17 protein-coding genes are annotated in these 19374 nt (G+C 53.3%); 11 read left to right on the top strand and 6 right to left on the bottom strand.

The genetic code is table 11. The annotated features are described in order from the left end of the window. Nucleotides 1–33: 33 nt before the first annotated feature. Nucleotides 34–291 (bottom strand): LasR-specific antiactivator QslA, encoded by a 258-nt coding sequence (locus tag A7D21_RS07190; RefSeq protein ID WP_069551349.1) that lies wholly within the window; start codon nt 289–291, stop codon nt 34–36. A gap of 169 nt (nt 292–460) precedes the next feature. Between A7D21_RS07190 and A7D21_RS07185 the strand changes: the two genes are divergently transcribed. The 5 genes from A7D21_RS07185 to A7D21_RS07165 all read left to right on the top strand — a co-directional run bounded on the left by A7D21_RS07185 (nt 461) and on the right by A7D21_RS07165 (nt 5023). Next, nucleotides 461–715 carry a helix-turn-helix domain-containing protein gene (locus A7D21_RS07185; RefSeq protein ID WP_069551348.1) on the top strand — a complete coding sequence of 85 codons (255 nt, stop codon included), beginning with the start codon at nt 461–463 and terminating at the stop codon, nt 713–715. A 105-nt stretch (nt 716–820) separates the two neighbouring features. After that, the gene (locus A7D21_RS07180; RefSeq protein ID WP_069551347.1) at nt 821–1777 is read left to right on the top strand and encodes a TIGR03756 family integrating conjugative element protein; all 957 of its coding nucleotides are present in this window, start codon (nt 821–823) and stop codon (nt 1775–1777) included. Then, nucleotides 1774–3156, top strand: coding sequence for an integrating conjugative element protein (locus tag A7D21_RS07175; RefSeq protein ID WP_069551346.1), 1383 nt, complete (start codon nt 1774–1776; stop codon nt 3154–3156). The genes A7D21_RS07180 and A7D21_RS07175 overlap by 4 nt, the downstream gene beginning before the upstream one ends. Nucleotides 3157–3159: 3 nt before the next feature. After that, nucleotides 3160–3468, top strand: coding sequence for a hypothetical protein (locus tag A7D21_RS07170; protein WP_069551345.1), 309 nt, complete (start codon nt 3160–3162; stop codon nt 3466–3468). A gap of 10 nt (nt 3469–3478) precedes the next feature. Further along, nucleotides 3479–5023, top strand: coding sequence for a conjugal transfer protein TraG N-terminal domain-containing protein (locus A7D21_RS07165; protein ID WP_069551344.1), 1545 nt, complete (start codon nt 3479–3481; stop codon nt 5021–5023). Between the two features lie 9 nt (nt 5024–5032). Here A7D21_RS07165 and A7D21_RS07160 read toward each other — a convergent pair whose 3' ends face one another. Beyond that, nucleotides 5033–5416 carry a DUF3742 family protein gene (locus tag A7D21_RS07160; RefSeq protein WP_069551343.1) on the bottom strand — a complete coding sequence of 128 codons (384 nt, stop codon included), beginning with the start codon at nt 5414–5416 and terminating at the stop codon, nt 5033–5035. Nucleotides 5417–5872: 456 nt separating this feature from the next. Between A7D21_RS07160 and A7D21_RS07155 the strand changes: the two genes are divergently transcribed. After that, the gene (locus A7D21_RS07155; RefSeq protein WP_069551342.1) at nt 5873–6202 is read left to right on the top strand and encodes a hypothetical protein; all 330 of its coding nucleotides are present in this window, start codon (nt 5873–5875) and stop codon (nt 6200–6202) included. Between the two features lie 130 nt (nt 6203–6332). Next, nucleotides 6333–7295 (top strand): ArdC family protein, encoded by a 963-nt coding sequence (locus A7D21_RS07150; protein ID WP_069551341.1) that lies wholly within the window; start codon nt 6333–6335, stop codon nt 7293–7295. 139 nt (nt 7296–7434) lie between these two features. On the opposite strand, the gene A7D21_RS07145 is transcribed toward A7D21_RS07150, so the two are convergent. Continuing rightward, nucleotides 7435–7629, bottom strand: a complete 195-nt coding sequence (locus A7D21_RS07145) for a hypothetical protein (RefSeq protein WP_020300924.1) — start codon at nt 7627–7629, stop codon at nt 7435–7437. A 225-nt stretch (nt 7630–7854) separates the two neighbouring features. Here A7D21_RS07145 and mobH point away from each other — a divergent pair, with 225 nt between their 5' ends. Continuing rightward, complete coding sequence (gene mobH / locus A7D21_RS07140) at nt 7855–9576, top strand: MobH family relaxase (protein ID WP_069551340.1); 1722 nt, start codon at nt 7855–7857, stop codon at nt 9574–9576. 111 nt (nt 9577–9687) lie between these two features. Here the strand turns inward: mobH and A7D21_RS07135 are convergent, their stop codons facing one another. Continuing rightward, nucleotides 9688–9933 (bottom strand): hypothetical protein, encoded by a 246-nt coding sequence (locus tag A7D21_RS07135; protein ID WP_069551339.1) that lies wholly within the window; start codon nt 9931–9933, stop codon nt 9688–9690. Nucleotides 9934–10264: 331 nt separating this feature from the next. Here A7D21_RS07135 and A7D21_RS07130 point away from each other — a divergent pair, with 331 nt between their 5' ends. The 3 genes from A7D21_RS07130 (at nt 10265) to A7D21_RS07120 (ending at nt 15535) form a co-directional block, all read left to right on the top strand. Further along, nucleotides 10265–13231 (top strand): TrlF family AAA-like ATPase, encoded by a 2967-nt coding sequence (locus tag A7D21_RS07130; protein WP_069551338.1) that lies wholly within the window; start codon nt 10265–10267, stop codon nt 13229–13231. Between the two features lie 197 nt (nt 13232–13428). Beyond that, complete coding sequence (locus A7D21_RS07125; RefSeq protein ID WP_047531110.1) at nt 13429–14499, top strand: hypothetical protein; 1071 nt, start codon at nt 13429–13431, stop codon at nt 14497–14499. Nucleotides 14500–14566: 67 nt separating this feature from the next. Further along, the gene (locus A7D21_RS07120; protein WP_047531112.1) at nt 14567–15535 is read left to right on the top strand and encodes a hypothetical protein; all 969 of its coding nucleotides are present in this window, start codon (nt 14567–14569) and stop codon (nt 15533–15535) included. A gap of 345 nt (nt 15536–15880) precedes the next feature. Here the strand turns inward: A7D21_RS07120 and A7D21_RS07115 are convergent, their stop codons facing one another. Together A7D21_RS07115 and A7D21_RS07110 are read right to left on the bottom strand one after the other, a co-directional pair. Then, nucleotides 15881–16795, bottom strand: coding sequence for a hypothetical protein (locus A7D21_RS07115; RefSeq protein WP_047531114.1), 915 nt, complete (start codon nt 16793–16795; stop codon nt 15881–15883). 124 nt (nt 16796–16919) lie between these two features. After that, on the bottom strand, nt 16920–19232 hold the full coding sequence (locus A7D21_RS07110) for an AAA family ATPase (protein WP_047531116.1): 2313 nt from the start codon (nt 19230–19232) through the stop codon (nt 16920–16922). Nucleotides 19233–19374 lie beyond the last annotated feature (142 nt).

The following is a 19374-nucleotide window of genomic DNA, read 5'->3' as shown; positions in this document are numbered from 1 at the left end:
ATCTATTCCTCGCGCTCTAAAGCGAGTGACCGGTTATTGCGGCACGCCCCGGAGCCGCTGCTGAATCCTCAACAGGAATCCGGCTTCGAAGGCATCCTGGCAGTCACCGACAGGAAAGGTCTTGCGGGTTTGCGCCAGCTCCCACCACAGGGGAATCTCGCCGGGCGTATCAAGCCAAGCCTGAGCACATTGCACGCCACGCTCGATCATCGAGGCAAACTCGTTGCCCCAAGGTGTCAGAAGACTTGGGCAACCATCCGCCGCAGGAATTGAAATGTAGTTTTCGTCCATACACACCCTAGATTTCTGATTTATTGTTAGACGTTGGGCCCAGCTTCGAAAAGCTTAACGAAGCCAAATGAACGCTCGATAACAGGCATGAGCATCAAATGGCCTAGATCAATGCCAATGTAGACTATATCCCGTGGATTGAGAGTCCCTCAAGGCGCAATTTGCGCGCATGACTCAAGACTACGAACAGCTTCGTCTTCAGCTGGCGGAAAACATCCGCTTGATGCGACGCGTGAAAAACCTTACCCAAGAGCAGCTCGCGCTCATGGCCGAGGTGGATCGCACGTACGTCAGTCAAATCGAACGATGCACGGGCAATCCGTCGCTGTTGGTCCTGTGCAAGCTCGCCAATATTCTCGAAATCACCACAGATCAGCTACTTGCAGAACCCGATACTCTGCGCAGCGCCCTTCACGTCAAATAATAATCTCACGGCTCACAAATCCGATAGATCCGCCTTCATAATTTCCACTGACAGTCTTCAGTCCGTAATCGAACCTGCCCAGGCCATACACCGAGAGCCTGGATCATGCCTGTTGCCTGCTCGTCAATCTCGCCCACAAAGCTAAGGCCCCTGGCGCTGAGCATCCTGCTGGCGTGCGGCCCAAGCGTGGCGCTGGACACCGCCAGCATCACGTCCTCCGTGCTTTCGCAAAACTGCCTCGACTACAGGGTCGTCGGCATTTGTTTCTGGCTGTTCTGCACCCCCTTCGGCTGCACAGTCAAAACCTCGACCAAGGTTCGTCATTTCATTCCTGAACTGGTGGTCTCGAGCTACGCCACCACCGGCAATAACCCCTGGACCGAGATGGCTGCCCTCTCCGCTCCCATCAGAGGCGCGGAGGGTGGCGGCAACCTGATCACCCCTAACACCTACCGCGATAACCTGCCCCGCTTCAAGAACGTCGATGGCATCGGCCACCCCGGTGGCTGGCTCGCCACGCAACTGGCTTCGAAATCCGGCTACGCCTGCGCCAGTGGCGCGACTGCGGTCATGCCCTACTACCTGAGCACCCTGGACTCGCTGGCTTGGCGCCATGGCATACCGGAAAGTTTTTACCCCGAGTCGCTCATGCCGGGGATCCGTGAAATCGGTCGTCAGGCCTCAGGAAACATGTGGGGCAACGTCTATCCCCGTCAGGGTTTTCTCGTGCAGCCTGACGACTTCAAAGCCGCCGCAGTCATGGCGCAACGGGCCGGCGATGTCATCACCCGTAACGGGCAACCGCATGTGTATGTACCGCTCACGCCGGCCAAACGCGACGGTTACTGGCCGCCTGGCCCGATCATTGAAAACGACGCTTCGACCCACAAATGGCAATTGCTCTACCCCCAGGTTCAGCCCACGTGCGCCACCTTCCCCAGCGATCCGGTACAGAGCTCGGATGGCAGCTACGCCTGGTCGCTGTGGCGTCCCTATAGCTGCTGCAAACGTGAGGGGCAGACCTTTCTGTTCAGCATCGACTTCGAAGGAGGTGCTTCATGAGCCAGTTTCTCGCGCGCCCCTGGTTGGGCGTGATGAGTCTGTTGCTCTACGGGCTACTCGCTATGGCCACTCATGCCCACGCCGCCGAGGGCGATTACCGCCTGGGCACTCAAGGCGAAGTGCTCGACGACCGGGTAATGTACACCATCGGTGGCGGCTCGGCAGTCGGCTCACCGAGCTCGCTCTACCGACCCAGTGGTCTCGGTGTCGGCGGGTCCTGGCGAGCGAACATGATGTGCGGAAACATGAGCCTCACTAATACCCTGCAAAACCAGCTGAACGGTGCCACCGAAGGTTTCCAGCAGATCATGGGCAGCATTGTGCAGAACGCGACTCAGGCAGTGATGTCGCTGCCAGCATTGATCATTCAGCGCGCCAACCCTGGGCTCTATGAGCTACTGAGTAACGGGGTGATGCAGGGGCGAATCGACTTCGATCGTTCCAAACTGACCTGCCAGGCCATGGCCGAGAAGATGGCGGACAAGGTCGGTCAGGCCGGCTGGGGCGCGCTGGCCAAGAACCAGGAGATGCAAGGCAATCTGGAGCAAACCGGCGGTGATGCAGTGGCCGCGGTGAAAAACACCGAGGCCCATAACGGCAACAATGGAGTGTCCTGGGTCGGTGGCTCGAAGGCTGGAGGTAATGGGCAGACGCCCATACGGGTGACCGCCGACGTGGTGCGCGCGGGCTATAACCTGCTGCATAACCGTAGGGTGGATGACAGTGCCTCGATCAGTAGCAGCGAATGCCTGGGAGGGGCTATTTGCCAGACTTGGACCTCGCCCCAAGAGGAATCCGAGTGGGCCATTCGAGTGTTGGGTGAGAGCGAAGTCGCGACCTGCGACAGCTGCGAAACCCTGCGTGCCACCGCTGGCAGCGGACTGACGCCGCTGATCCAGGAGGCCTATAACGAGCGCCTCAAGGCCCTGCAAGGGCTGTTGTCTGGCTCTCTGCCGCCTACCCCTGACAATCTGGCTAAAGCCTCGAGCCCGATGCTGCCGGTGACCCGTGGCGTGATCGAAGCCCTGCGTGACGACCCTGACCAGGATCTGTTGGCACGGCGCCTGGCCAGTGAAACGGCCTTGTCCAGTGTGCTCGACAAAGCGCTTCTGCTACTGCGCACGCTGCTGGCAGGCAGTCACGAACCGAACATCGCCTCCGCTGAGCCGGCCCAAACCGCCTTGAGAAAAAATATCGACGCCCTGGAGCGCGAAATACGTCTGCTACAAACCGAGCTGCAGGTACGGCAGATGCTGGCCACCAATACCGCCAGCCTGGTGCTCGATCGGCATGCCGGTGGTGCCGATGCTTCGCGTACCGTCGAGCAAGGCGACCCTGAGCCGGGCCGACTCAATGATGCTGACGTTAGGCGTCAGTGAGCCATGAAACGCTCACCGCTATTCAGTCTGCTTTCAGGTCTGGGGATTGCCGCGGTGACGATCCTGACCGCCGCACTGGTCGCCTGGATCGGCCGAACTGCGCTGGGTAATTTCGAGGTCTGGCAGCCGGCACTCGAATCCGCACGACCTTATCTGCGGTGGTGGCGCGCCCTGCTCTACGCCGCCCTCTTTGCGCTCTGGTGGGATCTGCTTCGGCGCTACCGACATCGACCACAGGATCGACTGCGCGTGAAACGCATCGGAGCATTAGGGCTCGTGCTCTTTACCTGCGTCGAACTCACCCGACTGTGAGGTCACCACCATGCTCATGAGCACCAACAGCTACCTGGAGTTTTACCTCTCTCTGCTGGCCTGGATCATCAACAACGGCCTCTGGAGTGTCCTGTCCGACACCGGGCTATTCGCCGCGCCCTTTGGAGCAATCATCCTGCAAGAATGGCTGTCAGCCCGTCAGCAAGGCGCGGATGAGGGAAACAAGGGATTGCTCTCGGTACCGCGGATCGAGAACCGGTTGTGGCTGGCCTACATCGTCGTGTTGTTCGGTTGCGCGCCTGTGTTTCCGTTGAGCCTCTCGTCAATGACGTTCGATGATGCGGCGAGTCAGCGCTGCGGCGTGAGTGTGGCCCAACCGACGGAAACCGCCTGGGGGGCGACCTTCAATACTATCGGCGAACGCTCCGCCAACGTACCGATCTGGTGGTTTCTGGTGCATGCCTTGAGCAAAGGGGTAACCGCCGCAGCCACCGCCTCCATTCCCTGCGCTCAGGATATCCGGCAGATGCGCATGGAGATCGACAGTTCGCGCATCGACAGCCAGGTACTGCTGCAGGAAGTCGCCGACTTCACCCGCGACTGCTATGGCTATTCCCGTTCTCGGCTGTTCACCAACCGCCCGCAGTTGGATAAGGCACAAAGTCACGACGCGTCTTGGATCGGCTCAAGCTATTTTCTCGATACGCCCGGCTACTACGATACGGATCGTTCACGCACGCCGCGCGTCAACTGGCCCTATAATGAAAACCGCGATGTCTCCTTACCTCGGTTAGAGAATGGCGCGGGCTACCCCACCTGCAAGCAGTGGTGGAGCGACAGCGGTGTAGGCTTGCGCGGGCGCTTGATCGAGCAGGTCGATCCTTCGCTGCTGACTCAGCTGAAAGGTTGGTTGACTGGCCGTTCGAGCAACGAGATCGAGGATGCCACACTGCGTGAGCTGGTCAGCCCGCGCCAGCAATCGATGTCCATGTCGCCCGGACAGGTCTACCAGGACTATGGCTCCAGTGCTCGTGGCGGCTCGATCAATCAGGGGCTCAATAACCTGGCCACCAACACCGGGTTGGCCCTCGGCTCCTTCAGCAACTTCCCGGCGATGAATGCGCTACGCGCCGCTCTGCCAATGGTGCAGGCCTTCCTCATCATGGGCATCATCATCAGCTTGCCGTTGATCCTGCTGGTCAGTACCTACCAGCTGAAGACCGTCATGACGGTGACGTTCGCGCTGTTCACGCTGCACATGTTGAGCTTCTGGTGGGAGCTGGCACGCTGGGTCGACTCCAGCATGCTCGACACTTTGTACAACCAAGTTTCGGCACCCAATCAGGTGCTGTTATCGCTGCCCACATCCGGGTTTATGGATGGGACTGTCACCGCGCAAGTGATCGAGTATGTGATGGGGGCAATGTTCGTCGTGCTTCCGATGTTATTTTTGGCTGCGATGAGCTGGGCAGGATATAGCGTTGGCTCAATTGCCGACGGCATGCTTAGCAAAGGAGCAGCTCAAGCGCAGGACGCTGGTGCAAGGGGTGCTGGAGCTCTGATGTCTGCTGGAAAAGCCTTGAGGAAGGGGTGAAAATCTCTACTACAGGTCTTTTAAATCAGGCTGACCGGGTGCGCGGCCATACTCATACTCACCATATGGGTCGTCATATGCTTTGTACCGAAGAGCATCCTTAAGTTTGATAGGCGTTCCATTGGCCATGGCCCAACACAAGACAATAAGGATCATCACCGATACGGTGAACCATAAGCTCACTAGAAGGAGTCCGGCAGCAACTGCCAACTTGATAACTAGAAAACTCCCACGAACAAGTAATTTAGCTGCGGGCATACCTGCCGTCACCGCACGCTCAGCCACGTGGGACTCAAACGCTTTCAACCTACGGTAACCGCGCTTTACCGACATGCCACAGGTGTACGCCCAGCGGTGGGCACGTGAATTCTGAACAGGGTTCTGAGTCGGCATGGTCTCGCCCTCTGCTGAGCGTTTTCATGGTTGAGACAGGAGTAACAGCCTACTACTGAAAACGGTCCGTGCCTGACCGTTCATCAGTTTGCCCAGCCGAAAAATCTTCACTGGAAGACAGAAGACAAGCCCCGTGAAACAGCGTCTCTACAGTCGTTGACCCAAACAAATCGTCCGGCTAAATACAAGGTACGGATCGCTGTTATCGACAGCACCCCGCCCAGGTAGCCAGAACCTTAAAGGCTACGTCACTTCGATGATGGCTCTCCCCAAGTGCGATTAGCGTTCGGTAGCTCGCACGGTGACCGTTTCTACGGTGATGAACGCCTACTGCTCTCCTGAGCGCCTTTCGAGCTCTGCTCGTCAGGAAAATCCTCTTGACTTTCTTCAACCCACTGCGGAGAAATCTTTTCCCGCACGGGACAGGTTTCTTCGCGCTTTCAACGGAGACATACCATGCCCGACTCACTTACACCGGAAACACTGAACAGCCTTCGGCTGCCCATCGTGTTCACCCCTGGCGCGTGGCAACGCGTAGTCCTGCTCAAGCAATCCGATCACGCTGAGAAGCTGCAGGTCGATCGGTTGAGCCACGTATTGCGCGCAGCCTTCGAAGCCCACCTGGCCTATCCGCAAAAGCCCTATGTGCTGTTCGAGGTAATCCACATTGAACCAACCGATCACTTAGACCACGACCCGTTGCTGCAATTGAGTCTGAGCCTACTCCAAGAACCGGGTCAGCCTGGCGCCTTGCTGATAGCGCTTGCAGGAGAACACCAGCGCTAAGCGCAATTGGCGGCGCCCACCTCCACATTCGGACGGCATGCAAGACCTGCATCAATCCAGCACCTCACCCAACCGGGGAACCCTCCCGGACGGGCATGGCGTTCCTCCGTTTTCTCTCGAGGAAATTGCCATGCGCGATATCTACCAAGACGTGACAGACAAGATCGTTACTGCTTTAGACAAAGGCGTTGCCCCCTGGATCAAACCCTGGTCCTCCAGTGGGCCAGCTTATGCAGGTCATCATCAACCCTACCCCATCAACGCCATCACGCGTCGTCCCTACTCGGGCATCAATTTACCGCTGCTCTGGGCCGAGGCCAGGTTGCAGGGGTTCACTCAAGATCGTTGGCTGACCTTCAATCAAGCCCGAAAGGCGGGTGGGCACATCCGTAAGGGGGAACACAGCACTCTGGCGGTGCTCTACAAGCCGATGGAGCGCGAGGAACAGACCGAGTCAGGCCAACCGGTCCTCGATGAGAACGGTCAACCCAAGGTCGCTCACTTTGGCATTCTCAGGACACATTTTCTGTTCAACATCGAGCAAACGGAGGGGCTCGAAATGCTCAATGACACCCTGCTCGAGACGGAACAGAGTGATCCCTTCCAGCCCAACAGTGCTGCGGAAAATCTGCTGTTAAGTTCGGGTGCACAGATCGTTCATCGATCTGCCGACGAAGCCTTTTACCACCCGATCAGGGATCTCATCCAACTGCCGACAAAAGCACAATTTCACGATGAAGGTGGGTACTACGCCACCGCACTGCACGAGCTGACACACTGGACCGGACATCACGCTCGGTTGCAGCGCGAAGGCGTGACGTCATCCTGTCCGTTCGGCTCGCCAGGCTACGCGTTTGAAGAGTTGATCGCCGAAATGGGCGCTGCGTTTTTATGTGCCTACACCGGTATACAGGGAGAGCTGCGGCACGAGGGCTACATCGACTCCTGGCTCAGTCTGCTCAAGGCTGACAAACGCGCGATCTTCCGCGCCAGTGGCCAGGCCCGAAGCGCCTCGGAGTATGTACTCAACCTGGAGCAGCAACTGAAGCAAGCGGTCTTGGATGACTCACTATGCATGAACGATGGAGCTTGATCGTTACCTCACCGCTGCAAACGCTTCACAGGGCCCAACGCGAGTTGAGCCCTTTTTTCTGTTTCCAGAAAACAGACGGAATCATACGGCGGGCCCTCACGCAAAGAACAAGAGAGGGGCGCACACCCGCAGCATGCCGTTATGTATCCAGGTTCTGCGCCAGAAAATCCACCAGCTCGAGCGGACTCCGGCTGTCGATCACCTTGTAGATCAGATCGCGTTTACTGCGCGGCAACTTCTTGACCACGCTCTTCGCCGAAGCCCTGACGGCTTCGTCGGTCCCATGGATACGTGCCGCAAGCAGCAGCACCAGCGTGGCGTCTGTCAGATTCATGGCAAGCCCCGAGAAAATTCGCACCGCAGTGTACCGACTCTTGTCTTTTCCGTACCAGCCCTCCAACAAAACGATGTCCAGCAGTATCCATATTCCGATTGCCGTACAAAAGGACACGCACCAAAAGGATAGGTAAGGGTTGGAAGGGGAATGGGGAGTCAAGGGTAAGAGCCCTATCCGAAAAGGCTAAAAGGCCACTGACCCAACCATTTCCCGGAGGTCCTGATGCTCAGTCTGTTTCGCCACAAAAGGCAGAAGCTCCCTCCGCCACCGACCGTGAGCGTCGCCGAAGGCTACCTGCCCATCGAGTCGGCCCGCAGCTTGTTAGCAGCGGAACACCGCCGTCAGTTGCTCGATCGCATCTGGCAATACACCGCCCTCTCCCACGCCCAATTCACCCAGCTATACTTAAATCCGATCCATCGCTACGCCGAACAGGTCCAGCAACTCCCGGCCAGCGAGACACACCACCATGCGTATCTCGGCGGCATGCTCGACCATGGCCTGGAGCTGGTCGCTTGCAGTTTGAAACTGCGTCAGTCGTATCTGCTTCCCACCGGCGCCGCGCCCGAAGACCAAGCCGCCCAGACCGATGCCTGGTCGGCTGGCATCGCCTATGGCGCCCTGCTGCATGACATCGGCAAGATCGCCGTGGACGTGCTGGTCGAACGCCAGGATGGCCGTGTTTGGCATCCTTGGCAGGGCTCCCTGGATCAGCCCTACCGTTTTCGTTACATCAAGGGTCGTGACTATCACTTGCACAGCGCCGCTGCAGGTTTGCTCTACACCCAGATTCTCGACCGTCCGATCCTGGACTGGCTCAGTGGATTTCCGCCACTGTGGGCCAGCCTGCTGTATGTCCTGGCGGGCCAGTACGAACGTGCCGGCGTGCTCGGTGAGTTGGTGATGCAGGCCGACCGAGTTTCCACCGCACAGAACATCGGTGGTAACCCGAGCAAGGCGCTGCAAGCGCCGATTCATTCGCTGCAACATCACTTGATCAGCGGACTGCGTCATCTGGTTCAGCACGAGCTGAAACTCAACCAGCCGGGTGCGGCTGCTTGGTTGACTCAAGACGCACTCTGGCTCGTGAGCAAGACGGTCACGGACAAGCTGCGAGCCTATCTGCTGTCACAATCGATTGAGGGCATCCCCTCCTCCAACATTGCCGTGTTCGACGAACTGCAGTCGCATGGTCTGGTCGAGTCAACTCCAGAAGGCAAAGCTATCTGGACTGCTCTCGTGACACAGGGAAACTGGAAGCAGAGCTTTACCTTCCTGCGCCTTCAGCCGGCGTTGATCTGGGGGAACGAAGACCGCCCCGAAACTTTCAGTGGAACGGTGAGCATTGCAGTCGATGACCACCCGACTGATGCTCCGGTATCACCACCGCCGAATGCAGTCAGTACAAGATCAACTCAAAGCACATCGCAACCCGATCCCCTGGCGATGGAGGATGCCGATTACCTCGGAGCGTTGCTAGACATGTTCGAGTTGGAAAAGCCTGAGGCCAGTGATGCACCGTCAGAGAACGCTCTTGAAACTTCAACCCTCCTTTCGGACAACCCTGGCTACGTATTCTTGAATTGGGTCAAGGAAGGGATCCTCAGCCATAAGCTGATCATCAATGACAGCAAGGCCAAAATTCACACGGTGAGTGGTACTGTATTTCTGGTCACGCCTGGTCTCTTCCAACGTTATGTCCAGGAGTTTCCTGGCATCGCCAAGAGTGTCGATCAAGAGATTGAAGAATGGCGTTGGGTACAGAAGCAGTTCGAGAAACTGAAGGTACACAGAAAGCGAGACAATGGCCTAAACATCTGGGCATGCCAAGTGCAGGGCCCTAGGAAGAGAACCACCTTGAAGGGGTACTTGATTGAGGATCCGAAGCATTTTTTTGAATTGATACCACCCGACAATCCTTTTCTTAAAATCGCAGAACTTTAATACATGGTATGAGGGTGTCATCCGACGTAAGGCTTGGTGAGTGAAGTTTGTTCCTATGAACGCCTTAGGCGTTGGAAGGAAGCACCCGTGATGATGACTTGTGCTCCCGCATCACGCACGGATGCTTTTCTGGTGCGACGACATCCAACGCTCGGCATCGAGATGTCCAAGTTCGACCGGCGCGCAGCCCTCTATCTTTGAAACGTCGTCGAGCTTGCGATCCTGTTGTCCGGTGCTCAGGTCCGGTAGCGCAGGATGAAGCAGGATCAAGCGCTTGAGTCCCACAATAAAAAGGAGCATCACGCCAGCCGAACATTGGAGGTTGGCGCGCCCGCTGCAAAGCCATTCAAGCCTCATCTCTCCAAACGAACACGAAGACGTCTTGCGTGCTCTCGGAACGCCGACTCTCCGCCTTCCAAAATGTCACAAACCGATTTGCGAATATCCGAATTCTCCAAGCCGTCTGCACAATAGGAGATTGGAGGGAGCCCTACTGATTGATGCAGCCCGGCCACGCGGTTGGTCAAACCGAACTCGCTCGCAGATAAGAGCACGCGCTTTATCTACTTGAGATTGACACATACGGACGAATACAAAATAGTGGCACGGCGACATCCATCCTCGCGCACAGCCATGACTCATAGTGTGTCGGGGCATGCATCATCTATCTGCCTACTCGGACGTAAAAATGCAGACTGTACCCAAGCCACTCTCCTCAGGGTCTCGCTGGCTTCGATGGGATCCTCACGTACACGCACCAGGCACGTTGTTCAACGATCAGTTCAAAGGTGACTGGGACGGATATCTCAAGGCTCTTGAAGATTCGTTTCCCCCCATAAGTGTGATCGCGGTAACGGATTACTACCTGCTTGACACTTACAGGCAACTGGTTGAACACAAGCAGTCAGGGCGGCTCGAGAAATGCGAGCTTCTCTTCCCCAACGTCGAAATTCGCTTCGACATTGGAACTGCTAAATCCTGGATCAACGCTCACCTTTTGGTGTGCCCCGATGAGGATAATCACCTTGAGGAGCTTGAGCGTTTTCTCGCGTCGCTTACGTTCAAAGCCTTTGATGATGAGTTCAGATGCACGCCAAGTGATTTGAAGAGGCTTGGGAGAAGAGCAAATGCGGAAATCAAAGATGACCAATCGGCGTTGAGACATGGAGCTGAACGTTTCAAGGTTTCGTTTCAAGAGTTGAGGGACAAGTACAAACACAGCCAGTGGGCACAAGATAACCTCATCATTGCGGTCGCGGCTAAGCAGAATGATGGTACCGCTGCATTGCAGGATGGTGCAGACGAGGTGCTGCGCCAAGAATTAGAGCGTTTTGCCCATGTGATTTTCGCTTCTAACCCGAATCAACGCGAGTTTTGGCTAGGAAGGAAAGCTTTATCAGCGGAGAGCTTAATAGAGCGATACAACGGCCTGAAACCCTGTTTGCACGGCAGCGATGCTCATCAAACTGCCAAAGCCGGAGTTCCGGACGGAAATAGATATAGCTGGCTTAAAGGCAGCCCTACTTTCGACACACTTCGGCAAGCTTGTATCGACCCGGCAGGCAGGGCTTTTATTGGAGAGGAACCACCGCCCTACGGAAACGCCTCCGAGGTGATTTCCCGGGTCGACATCACTAACGCACCGTGGCTCAAGACACCATCCTTAGCTCTGAACCCGGGCCTAATTGCCGTGGTAGGCGCAAGAGGTTCAGGAAAGACCGCGCTGGCTGACATATTGGCGGCAGGTTGTGATGCGCGGGGCAACGCAATTACAGGGCACTCATTCTTGGTGAGAGCCCAAGACCACCTACAAAATGCTGAAGTGAATATCACTTGGTGCAACGGGGACACGCAGGCCAGCCCGCTTAACCAGATGACTGACGATGAAATCGTATATCCAAGAGCCCGGTATCTGTCGCAGCAGTTCGTGGAGGAGCTTTGCTCAGCCGATGGTATGACGGACGGCCTCCTGGCAGAGGTAGAACGGGTAATTTACGAAGCGCACTCGCCCACCGAGCGTGAGGGTGCCATCAGCTTCAATGACCTGAGAGACATTCGTTCAGAGCGTTATCGAGAGGCTAGGCGTCGGGAGGAAGAATCCCTCAGCGGTCTGTCAGAGAGAATTAACACCGAACTCGAAAAACGCAGTCTCGTGCCACAATTGACTACTCAGGTGCAGGAAAAAGATTCGCTGGTCAAAAGGTTAACCGAAGACAGAAGCAAGCTTGTCGCTAAAGGCTCAGAGGTCAGATTGTCCAGGCTGCAATTACTAACTGCCGCCTCAGAAAAGGTTGCCGGCTATGTGAGGTATTACAAAGCCCAAGAGCAGCAGATTCTTCTCATGCAGGACGAGGTCAACAATGTTCGTCAAGTCGTGGCGCCCAATGATCTTAGAGACATCCAGGCACGCCATACCAAAAGTGGTCTAGGAAATGATGAGTGGAGTGCTTTTTTCAGGGACTACGAAGGCGACGTCGGAGCCATCCTGTCAAAGATGTTGCTCAAGGCTCAAAAGAACAGAGACGCATGGATAGGAGTGCCACCGACTCAGAACGAAGACCCTCATCGCGAGTATATTTCTGAAGGTGCCAAGCTTGAAGAATGCAATCTCTCGCTGCTGCAGGCGGAAATTAATCGGCTACAACAACTAGTCAGCATTGACCAAGATACCGCAAATCGATTCAAGGAGCTTTCAACAAAAATAACCACAGAAACTGAGCTATTACGAGCCAGCAGGGAGAAGCTAGCCGACCATGTCGGAGCCTCCCAACGTCTCGAAGTTTTGGTGAGCGAAAGGTGCGAGTCATACAAACGGGTTTTCTCTGCCCTGGTGGCTGAGGAGCAAGTTCTTCAGGAGCTCTACTCACCCATCAAACAGCGGCTGGATAGTGCCCAAGGGACGCTCAACAAACTGTCGTTTTCGGTAGCCCGAACTGTTGACATTGAGGCCTGGTCTGCCGAGGGTGAGTCGTTGCTCAACCTCTCCAAAAAGGGCCCATTCAGAGGCCGGGGTACCTTGCGCGAGAAAGTGCTCGAGTCATTGAATGCTCCTTGGCTCTACGGAGATGACGAGTCCGTGCTTGCTGCGCTGAGAGAGTTTATTAAGAACTATCATGAACAGCTCGTTGAGCATGCGCCGGTAGCCACATCGGATCTGGCAGAGTATCGACGGTGGACTAAGCGCCTGGCTCAATGGCTCTACGGTACCGACCACATTTCTGTTCGTTACGCCATAAATTACGACGGCGTTGAAATCCAGAAGCTCTCTCCTGGCACCAGAGGAATTGTACTGTTGCTGCTTTACCTTTCGCTCGATGCGAATGACAGTCGGCCACTGATCATTGACCAGCCAGAAGAGAACCTTGACCCCAAGTCAATCTACAACGATCTCGTCCCTTTGTTCATGGCCGCCAAGTCGACTCGGCAAGTCATTATGGTGACCCATAACGCCAACCTGGTGGTGAATACGGATGCCGACCAGATCATCATCGCTGAGTGTGGCCCACATGGTAACGGGCAACTGCCTCCGATTACCTACTTATCGGGCGGACTGGAGGACAGGTTGATCCGAGAGCGCGTATGCGAAATTCTTGAGGGGGGAGAAACTGCCTTCAAGGAGCGCGCTCGTCGACTAAGGGTTCGGCTTTCGAGATAAATGGTCAAGTAGCCGCTCAATGGAATGCTCCATATCATCGGGCGGCAACTTGTAACATCACTCATCGTAAATCAGCGTTCGTTGAGCCAGTGCGTTGAGTGCTCCCGCCAATACCCCACTAAGAATCTGGAGAATTTTGAGATGCCCGAGAGCATCACTAGAGACAACTAATAACTAAAGGCAACCTTGGCTATCCTATGACAAACAAAAACCAGAATATCGTACTACATCAGCTTATGGATAACGCTATAGACTTTCTTAACCAGTCCATACGCGATCTAAGAAAAAAACCTAAATATTCAGTAATTCATTTTCACGCTGCAATTGAACTAATCCTAAAATCGAGATTATTGGAAGAGCATTGGAGCCTAGTAGTATCCCCGAGAAAAGACCCTGACCTCAGTGAGTTTCTTTCAGGAAGCTTTGTATCGGTATCTCTCGATGACTCGATAAACAGAATAAACAAAATTATTCCACCAGGATTAAACAAGCAGCAGATCGAAGCCTTCAAGGCCATCACAAAGCATCGCAATCGAATGGTTCATTTCTTCCACTCAACTGGTGATGAAAAAGAACAGGCCAGTAAAATTCAAGAGATAGTTAAGCTACAGCTTACTTCCTGGTATTACCTACACATTTTGATGCTTCAACAATGGAAAGAAACCTACCAACCTTGGCGAACAAAAATTGGAGCGTTAGATAAAAAACTACGAAACCACCTTTTTTATCTGGAGGCCATCTACGATGACAGTAAGCCCCGTATAAACAAGGGCAAGGCAGAAGGATGGATCTATACGCCCTGCATATCATGCGCCTTTGATGCCAGCGAGCACCAAGGTGGAATTAAAGAAGTTTATCAGTCCGAATGCCTAGTATGCCAATTTACTCAGACATGCGTACAAATTGAGTGTAGTGAATGCAGTCATCCTGTGATATTTCAGGGTGATTCTTCCAGCACATGCAGCCAATGCCAACACGCCTTCGATCAAGATGACTTAATCTCAGGTTTTATCGACGAAGGCGAAGCTTATCTCGCAGTGAAAGATGGCGGCCATTATCCTTTCCCTGTCAACTGCGGCGCATGCCAAGGCTATGAGTCAGTAGTAGAAGTTAGTGAAAATGAATATCTTTGTGCTGAATGCTTTGATATTGCTGACAATTACGGCACCTGTGAATATTGCAATGATGAGTCGACTCATATTGAGGAGGACACCTACTACAGCGGGTGTGATCATTGCGACGGTTACAGCTCTCGCTACCAAGAATAATGAAAAAATCGCATGACTACATCAGTAGCCGCAACGACCACACCACGATTCATCAAAAGGAATTTACATGCGCTATTTTGACTGCACTAAGTTTGACTACAAAGATGCTGACACTGATGAGCTTGCGAATTTAATCGAACGAGATAAATCAGCTTACAAATACTCATTTAAAACATGGGTAAACAGTGAGATTGACAAAATAACCGACCGAAAATGGCAGATTAACAATATCGGCATCGTCGAGGAAACGGGAGACTTTATTCGTCTCATCAAAGAGGCGGAGCTAACATACTCACTTGGAGCGTTTTATAGCACTATCGCATTGACAGGCATTGCCAGTGAAGACCTCTGCAAATATTATGCTATCAAAATTAACCACCCTGACCTAGCCGGCTTGACGCAACATGTACGACTTCAAAAGTTAAAAGATAGAGGCGAGCTATCCGAAACGACGCACAAGGCCTTTGATGCCATACGAATAATTAGGAACGAATGCCTACACTTCAATGACGACTTTAAAATCCGAGACCACAATAGTCTCGCCACCGAAGCTCTGAACTGCATTAACAGCCTAAAAGCCATCTACAAAGAACTTTTCGCTGCCTCGAACACATCATACAAAACAGGCGAAATTATTACTCGAATCATTGAGGATTTTGCTCACCAACAGACTTACAAAACTTCGTTCGGGGATACGTTAAATCAGGAAGAGTTCACCATGAAGCTTCGGTACTTTATGGCAGATGAACTCAAGCTAGACATAGCCATTTCCGATCCAGGCGATAAAGTCTCGCAAGCGGGTTTCTTTCGTGTCGAAGAAATCGACCTTGAAAGTTCGCCAAAAGAAACCACCCTACGTCATATTCCTTCATACCAGTACGTCATCGTAGATCTGACCGAAGAAAATATTGCTCAAATCAGCACCCTTGACATTAGTGAGGGTGAAACCATTTTCGCAAGCATTTATTCGATACTAGATCATCAAGGGATATCTGCGGCTTGGAGATTTGAAAAATTCATTGATACCAAGAGTTAATTACTACCCAGAATGACCTGTCACATTCTTCAGCCCGTCAATTGCATGGCCGGCAGCTCCATTATGAGCTTACCTGTGCTACCAGCTACCGCCCAAATTTCGTCGTCCACGACGTGGCATTTCGGAACGGCAGTCACTTTTCATGAGTACCCGCTAGGTTTGCTGGATGGGCTCGAGCAACCACGTTTTCATCAGTGCTGCGGAACGCTAGCCTTACAATACCGATGCCGGCGCTGTGACGTTCAACCAAAGCAGCTTAGCGGAAGGCGTCGATATCGACGCCCGGATGATTTCGGTTTGGCTCGTTCCGCTCTTGATTTTCTATGTCGTCAAGCATGAGAAAACTCAGTTTTGAAAGCCAATTAGCGTTGAGGGATTATTACTTGGTAATAAATCAGCATTCGAGAGCGATAGATGCTTCTGCTCCCTCCTATACAGGATGTCACTCAGATTTGAAATTTCTTGCTCATTGGCATCGTACGCCCACAAAAGTGACCGAACCATTGGGTGATCGGCTATCGCCTGCCTTGAGTTTGGTAACAATTGAGGATCAACCTTGAATTTCTCCATGAGATAATAATTTACACTATTAGCTAATACGTCAGACACGAATGTCATTGACGAATTTTCGCACGTGATGCTTATATCAAGACCAGGATAGTGAGGAACATTATCCATTGTAGCCCGAGACGTACAGTGAAGTAATTCGCCAGTAGCCTTATCATAAACTTTAAACTGACGTTTTAACTCACCCTCCTTGAGCAGAGCTAGGTGATCCTCGAGCTCTTTGAAAAGTTTTTTTATGACACCCTTATCTAGATTATCAGAAACAACCACAAGCTCTACACCCAGCTCCTTGAACTTATGTAAAGATGCAAAAACCTTAAGCATCAAGCCGATGAAGATCTTTGCATGCAATAGTTCAGTGTGCGACCGACAGCCACCTCTACCTTCGCAGAATTCTGACTGATAGAACCCCTCCACGAAGATCGCCTCATACATCCACGGTATTGCCAGCCTTCCGAAGGTCTCAAATACCTTGCCCCTAACTTCACGCTTATCTTCCATCTCAGCTATATGAATCTTCCCTGAACTTTCAATATTAGATAGGCAACCTTCAATTTCATCCCTATAAATCTTTATATATACATCAGGAATGAGATACCCTGCGATCACGCCTAGCTCACCAGGAAAACGCTCCCGATTATCTGCATATCCTTTCCCACCAGACTCATCGATGAATAAGTAATGCTTCTTCACTGTACCCCTCCTCCATGAATGTTAAAAGCTAGCTGACAATAACATCACTAAGCCCCCCTGCGGTGACCCTCAATATGAGGCGCCACCGCTCACCGCTCACCGCTCACCGCTCACGTAAACAGGCTTACCGAAACGTCCTCATCTGGATGAAGCCCAGAGCACCTTTGGCAAACGGAAGTAGCTCTGCCTGATTGATCTCAACCCTGGTGTAGCCCCCTGACGTATCGTGATGGAAGGCAGCAGCGAACTCATTAAAACTCACTAGATCCGCATGCAAAGGCAGGAGCAAAGCCAGGGGGTTCGGGGGCGCAGCAGCTTTGACCTGGCCCAACATATCTCCCACCGTCTGGCCTTCCTTGAACTTCTTCGGAAAGCATCGATGCAGATGCCCTTCTACCAGCAGGCGCAGAGCCTTCGCCACTTCAAGCATGCTGCAAGTTTGATCCCCTGCGATGAAGCGCTCAACAAGCTGATAGTGCTTGTAGTAATCCGATGAACAGTATGCATCCAGATCAAAGCTGTCCAAGTAGCTGTACTCTTCAGCATCGCGATGGAGAGAGTATTCGCCGGCAATCGCAATTTTTTTTCGCTCTACACGACGTTTCACCTCCCTGAGGAAGTGCGCATCATGCCCAAGGGCGATTACCTGCGAGCATTCAGCTACCATTTTTAGTACCGCTTCCACTGTGTTGTGTCGTCGGTGTCTATCCAAACTGGTGAACACGTCATCCAAGACGACTGTCGTTTCAGTTCGCTTCGGATCCGCAAATAGGCGTGCAAGGAAGAAAGCGAAAGCGAGCGTTCGCTTGTCACCCTCACTCAATGCTGCATGGAACGACAAGTCGCCGGTAGTTTTAGGCCCGATCACCACACGAGCACCTCTGATCTTGAGCACGTATTCCGAACGGAGGCCGCCTCCTAGATGAGTGGAGCCTAGGGAATCGATTTCAAAAGGCGCTGAAAAGCTTCGTAACCAACCGTTAATCGCATCTTGGAAAGTTAGCAATGTTGCGGCCATCAAATGGTCTAACTCAGTGCGTGCAGCTTCCCTCGCACGCTCTGCAGTCCGCAACTGAGTCTTTGCAGCATCCAGCCCATCAATCAATTTCAGCACCTCAGCACTGAATCTGTTTTTGGTGATTGTAAGCATTTCCCTTTGTTCACTCAGAGCTGCTATATCAGGTGCTGCGAGCCTCTGTTTATATGCCAAGATGCGACCATTGAGTTCACCAATCTGCTCATTGAAGATGCGAGCTTGATCGCTCAGCTCACTAAGCATAGCGACGGCAGCCATAAATGGCTTTGAATCCAAAGCATCGAGAGGATTACCCTCCTTGGCGGCTACGATTTCGAGCAACGCCACCTCAACACATTGAAGCAGCGAGGCGGCTTTCTCGAAATCCAGCTCGGGAATTTCATCAATTAGCGAGGTCTCAGACCAGACGCTGCGTAGCCCTTGGTTGTACTCATTGCATGCGCGCCAGCTTGCAAGTTGCTGTTCTCCGACACGCTCCTTGACCAAATGGCGAAGCTGATTGATACGTTTTTGGTACTCCGAATAGGAACCGTCAAAGTAGAGTTTGAATGCCTTGAGCAGGCCGAGATCCCGAGTTGGCTGGCCACAGAATGGACATTCATTATCTGGTTGGTGCTGCAACCCTTCAGCAGCCCAGCGCTCTGTCGCTGTTCCATTATGCTTCGCGAAGTGAGCTTTCGCTGTTTCCTCTGCAGTGATGGAGATACTCTCGAACGAGCTCTCCAACAGGCTAGGAATATCGTCAAAATTGAAAGCTGGATACGGCGCTGGCCGGAATTCAGGACGCCGACGAATTTGATCAGAGGCTCGAGCTTCGGCTATTAGCTTATCGGTTTGAACAATCAGGTCATCCGCATCTGGAATAGAAGCAAGCTTGATGTACTGAGCGAGCGGAAGCTGTCCTCGATAGCCTTGAAGAGCTGCCTCCGCAGAGTTGACCGTTACTGTGCTCTCCTTCACGGCAATGGTCTCAGCATCAAATTTAGTGCGCTGTGCTACTGCTGCGTCACCTAGTGCAAGATCTAGCAGCGCCTCCCTCTGCTCCGGAAGCACACCTGAGCTGGCATACACATTCCGATCAACGAAAGCTTGGTTAAACACATGCAAATTGGGTTTCTGCCCCGCCCAGGCATTGCCGTCAAACTGGACGTTGAAGGCCCCGCCCGGTGCCCCTTGGTTGAACCGTAAAGCGACTTTTTGAGGGAGTGTCGCCCCGACAGTCTTCCTATCTGAGACATCCTTGGCATCGAAAGTAGAGCAGGCTAGTAGCACAGACGACAACGTCGACTTCCCCCTAGCGTTATCGGCATAAATTAGACTGACTTTCTGAAGCTCGACAGGTCGCTGAGCTGCTTTTTTCAGAACCCCGACGTTGTCGATGCTTATGATTTTCTCGAGCATGAGCTCACTCCGCTAAGCTGTCCGTACGCTTCAGCGAACCCCAAGCGCTAAGAGCTCGCGGGGCACCACTGACCTTGCTAGGCGAATTTAACTCATCCTAGTGAGTTTGAATGGCATAGGGCTATATTTCTTTTATGGAGGG

Source organism: Pseudomonas sp. AP19 (assembly GCF_001728855.1).
GTDB lineage: Bacteria > Pseudomonadota > Gammaproteobacteria > Pseudomonadales > Pseudomonadaceae > Aquipseudomonas > Aquipseudomonas fluorescens.
The sequence above is the reverse complement of the archived record's forward strand: the minus strand, read 5'-3'. Positions and strand labels throughout refer to the sequence as shown.